This window comes from Staphylococcus sp. GDY8P57P, from assembly GCF_017892585.1.
Classification (GTDB): domain Bacteria; phylum Bacillota; class Bacilli; order Staphylococcales; family Staphylococcaceae; genus Staphylococcus; species Staphylococcus borealis.
On the sequence record NZ_JAESLK010000147.1, the window covers coordinates 1 to 505 of the forward strand.

General features: G+C 28.9%; 1 pseudogene. It reads left to right on the plus strand.

The features are described 5' to 3' along the window. Positions 1 to 375: pseudogene (locus KA878_RS14040) on the plus strand (amino acid permease); the annotation flags it as partial. Positions 376 to 505: the final 130 nt, after the last annotated feature.

Sequence of the window (505 nt, forward strand, 5' to 3'; positions counted from 1 at the left end):
CAATTCAAATCAGATATAGTGTTCTCGTTATTAAATATTATAGGATCACTCGTTATTGTGATTTGGGCGTCTAGTATCTTATCACAAATTAGGTTACGCTCTGCTATTAAGAAACAAAATAAAGATCCAAATGAAGTGTTGCCTTACAAAGCACCGTTTTATCCATTTGGACCAAGTATTGTCATTATAGCGTTATTATTCTTATTTGTTGGTAACTCGTTAGATGCTGCTTTATCTGGAGATTTTGCCGCACTATTTAGAAATTTAGCACCTATGATTATTTTATTTGTAATTTATATCGTTCACAAATTTATTAAGAAAACTAAAATCGTCAAACTCAGTGAGATGGATTTGAAGAGACACGATTATAATTAAAATTAAAACATCGGAATAAACTGTTATGTGTTTATTCCGATGTTTTTTAATTTGCTAACAATTTAATTATAGAAGTAAGGATATTTTCACTGGTCAAGAAGTGTAGTATAATAACATATAATAATGACTT